This is a genomic window from Streptococcus sp. DD04 (assembly GCF_001578725.1).
Lineage (GTDB): Bacteria > Bacillota > Bacilli > Lactobacillales > Streptococcaceae > Streptococcus > Streptococcus sinensis.
In genome coordinates, this window is record NZ_KQ968977.1 from 186958 (window position 1) to 189361 (window position 2404).

4 protein-coding genes are annotated in these 2404 nt (G+C 47.2%); all 4 read right to left on the bottom strand.

Features of this window, described 5'->3' with window-relative positions; genetic code table 11:
* Window positions 1-265, bottom strand: a 265-nt coding sequence (locus STRDD04_RS03650) for an NUDIX domain-containing protein (RefSeq protein ID WP_156469046.1), incomplete at its 3' end; no start/stop codon positions are given.
* Window position 266: 1 nt separating this feature from the next.
* Window positions 267-1361: an NAD(P)/FAD-dependent oxidoreductase gene (locus tag STRDD04_RS03655; RefSeq protein WP_062199424.1), complete on the bottom strand. Its 1095-nt coding sequence runs from the start codon at window positions 1359-1361 to the stop codon at window positions 267-269.
* Window positions 1362-1372: 11 nt separating this feature from the next.
* Complete coding sequence (locus STRDD04_RS03660; RefSeq protein ID WP_062199426.1) at window positions 1373-2170, bottom strand: Nif3-like dinuclear metal center hexameric protein; 798 nt, start codon at window positions 2168-2170, stop codon at window positions 1373-1375.
* On the bottom strand, window positions 2157-2404 hold a 248-nt coding region (locus STRDD04_RS03665; RefSeq protein WP_197460076.1), incomplete at its 5' end, for a tRNA (adenine(22)-N(1))-methyltransferase TrmK. The genes STRDD04_RS03660 and STRDD04_RS03665, both read right to left, overlap by 14 nt.

A 2404-nucleotide genomic window follows, 5' to 3' on the forward strand; every position in this document is an offset into this window, starting at 1 on the left:
TACAAAGAAAATCGTAATACACATACCGTTCTTTTTTACTCGGATTAGTGAAGCCTGAAAGCCCCTTCAATTCCAAGTTTAGAGCAGTCAGCCCCGTTTCTTCTTTTAATTCACGCCTTGCAGCTTCAAAAAAAGATTCTGGAAACTCCACCTTCCCGCCTGGTTGTATCCACCCTTTAAAATTATCATGCTGGCGATTAAGCAGTAAAATTTCATCACCTTTTTTAACACAAATATTGACCCAATTCAAAATATGTTCTGTCATATCAAACCTTCTTCACATACCGCTCGATAGGATAGTCAGCTGGATTCAGCAGCCCCGCTTCTCCTAGAGCCATCTGTGCCAATTGGCGTCCGATGAGCGGACCAGTTGTCAGACCAGAAGATCCTAGTCCGCTAGCTGCGTAGACATGTGGCAAGTCTGGCACAGCTCCAAAGAAAGGAGAAAAGTCGCTGGTATAAGCCCGTGTTCCCACGCGCTCGCCTAAAATCCCTGCAGTAGCCAAGCTTGGAAAATAAGTTTCCGCTTCTTGCTGCAACTGATTCAGAACCGTCCTATCTACCGTCAAATCAAAGCCCTGATCATTTTCATGGCTGGCACCGACGCTGACCTTGCCTGCCAGAAAAGGAATGATATCCAGCTCGCCCTCAGGCATAACAACAGGGTAGTCATCTGTCTGCTCAGCCAGCCTAAAATCACGTAGCTGTCCCTTTTGCGGCCGAACATCTGTCTCATAGCCCAGCGGCTGCAAGATTTCTCCCAGCCAAGCTCCCACAGCCAAGACAACACAATCAAAGTTACAACCATCCACCAGAAGTTGCTCTCCTTCTACTGTCAAGCTTACCTTTTTCTCAACCAGCTCTGCCTTGCTGGCTTTCAGAAGCGTTTCCGTCAAGAGTGCTCCCTCCACACGGGCACCACCGGAAGCATAGAGAAGCCGCTCAAATCCTTGCAAGTCTGGAAGTTTCTCCTGGGCTTCCTGACGACTGAGAAGACTCACCTCCCCAATTAGAGGCGACTCTTCTCTACGATTAGCAGCCAAATCATAAAGCTCCTGCAGCTTGCTCTCATCCTTTTTCAGCAGATAAATACCTGTCTGTTGGTAAAAGTCTGTCTGGATACCAGCCTCTTTCAGTTCCGTAATCAGATCCTGATAAAAATCAGCGCCCAAACGCGCCATCCTGTACCAAGCCTTGTTGCGACGCTTGGAAAACCAAGGACTGATAATGCCAGCGGCTGCCTTGGTTGCCTGCCCCTTGCCGACATCAAATACTGTCACTTCCATATCTGGGGATTTGGACAGATAGTAAGCGGCTGTTGAGCCGACAATCCCAGCTCCAATTACTGCTACTTTTTTCATATCGCTCCCTCTCAAATGTGTCGGAAAGGATTGGTCGAAGCCTGACTAGCCAGAATCTCAATCTCCCAGCCCTCTTCTACCTTCCAAGTATCAAATTTTTCTTTTATTTTTTCCGTAAAAAGAACCTCGATATGGTGTCCTGGATCCAGTGCTAAAAGCCCTTCTGTCAGCATTTCCTGAGCAGTGTGATAGTAAATATCACCAGTTATGTAGACTTGCGCTCCCTTGGCAATAGCCTTTGGATAAAAGGACTGACCGCTGCCACCACAAATAGCCACACGCTCAATCACGCATTCGAGATCTGCTTCTTCATAAGCGACCAGACGCAAACTATCTAGTCCAAAAGTTTCCTTGACCTTAGCCGCAAAGTCCCCAAAGGTCTGAGGAGCTATCTTCCCCACGCGACCAATACCGTTTTCTGGCCCTGTCTGACTAAGAAAACTTGTCTCCTCAATTTCCAGAAGCTGACAGAACCAGTCATTGAGCCCGTCCTCCACGACATCAATATTGGTATGACTGACATAGACAGCAATATCATGCTTGATGAGGTCTAAAATGATTTGATTTTGCGCCTTATCTGCCACTAGGTCCTTGAGCGGGCGAAAGATAGGCGCATGTTTAACGATAATCAGTCCAGCACCTAGCTCAATAGCCTCCGCCACCGTCTGCTCGCGAATATCTAGCGCTACTAGGACCTTGTCCACTTCTTTGTCCAAAGTTCCGATTTGCAAGCCTGAAATGTCACCCTCCATGGACAGTTCTTGCGGGCAGTAGGCTTCATAACGAGTGATAATTTCACTTGCTAACATGGAGCACCTCCTTGATACTTTCGATTTTTTGGGACATAGCAGAGCGTTCTAGCTCATTTTTTTCTGGGATGTGGGCTAGAGCTCCTTCAAGTTTCTTCAGTTCTTTTTGCCATCTTAGCCGAAAAACAGGCGATTTCTGCTCTAGCAGAAAAGGTCCAAAGCGCTTTTCTTGCTCTGTCAAAGTTTGCTGGCCTGCTTCAGCCACTAGGATTTCGTAAAACTTACCTGCTTCTT

Coding starts and splice junctions, on each gene's coding strand:
- STRDD04_RS03660 (WP_062199426.1), bottom strand. CDS start 2,170: ATGTTAGCAAGTGAAATTATCACTCGTTATGAAGCCTACTGCCCGCAA.
- STRDD04_RS03655 (WP_062199424.1), bottom strand. CDS start 1,361: ATGAAAAAAGTAGCAGTAATTGGAGCTGGGATTGTCGGCTCAACAGCC.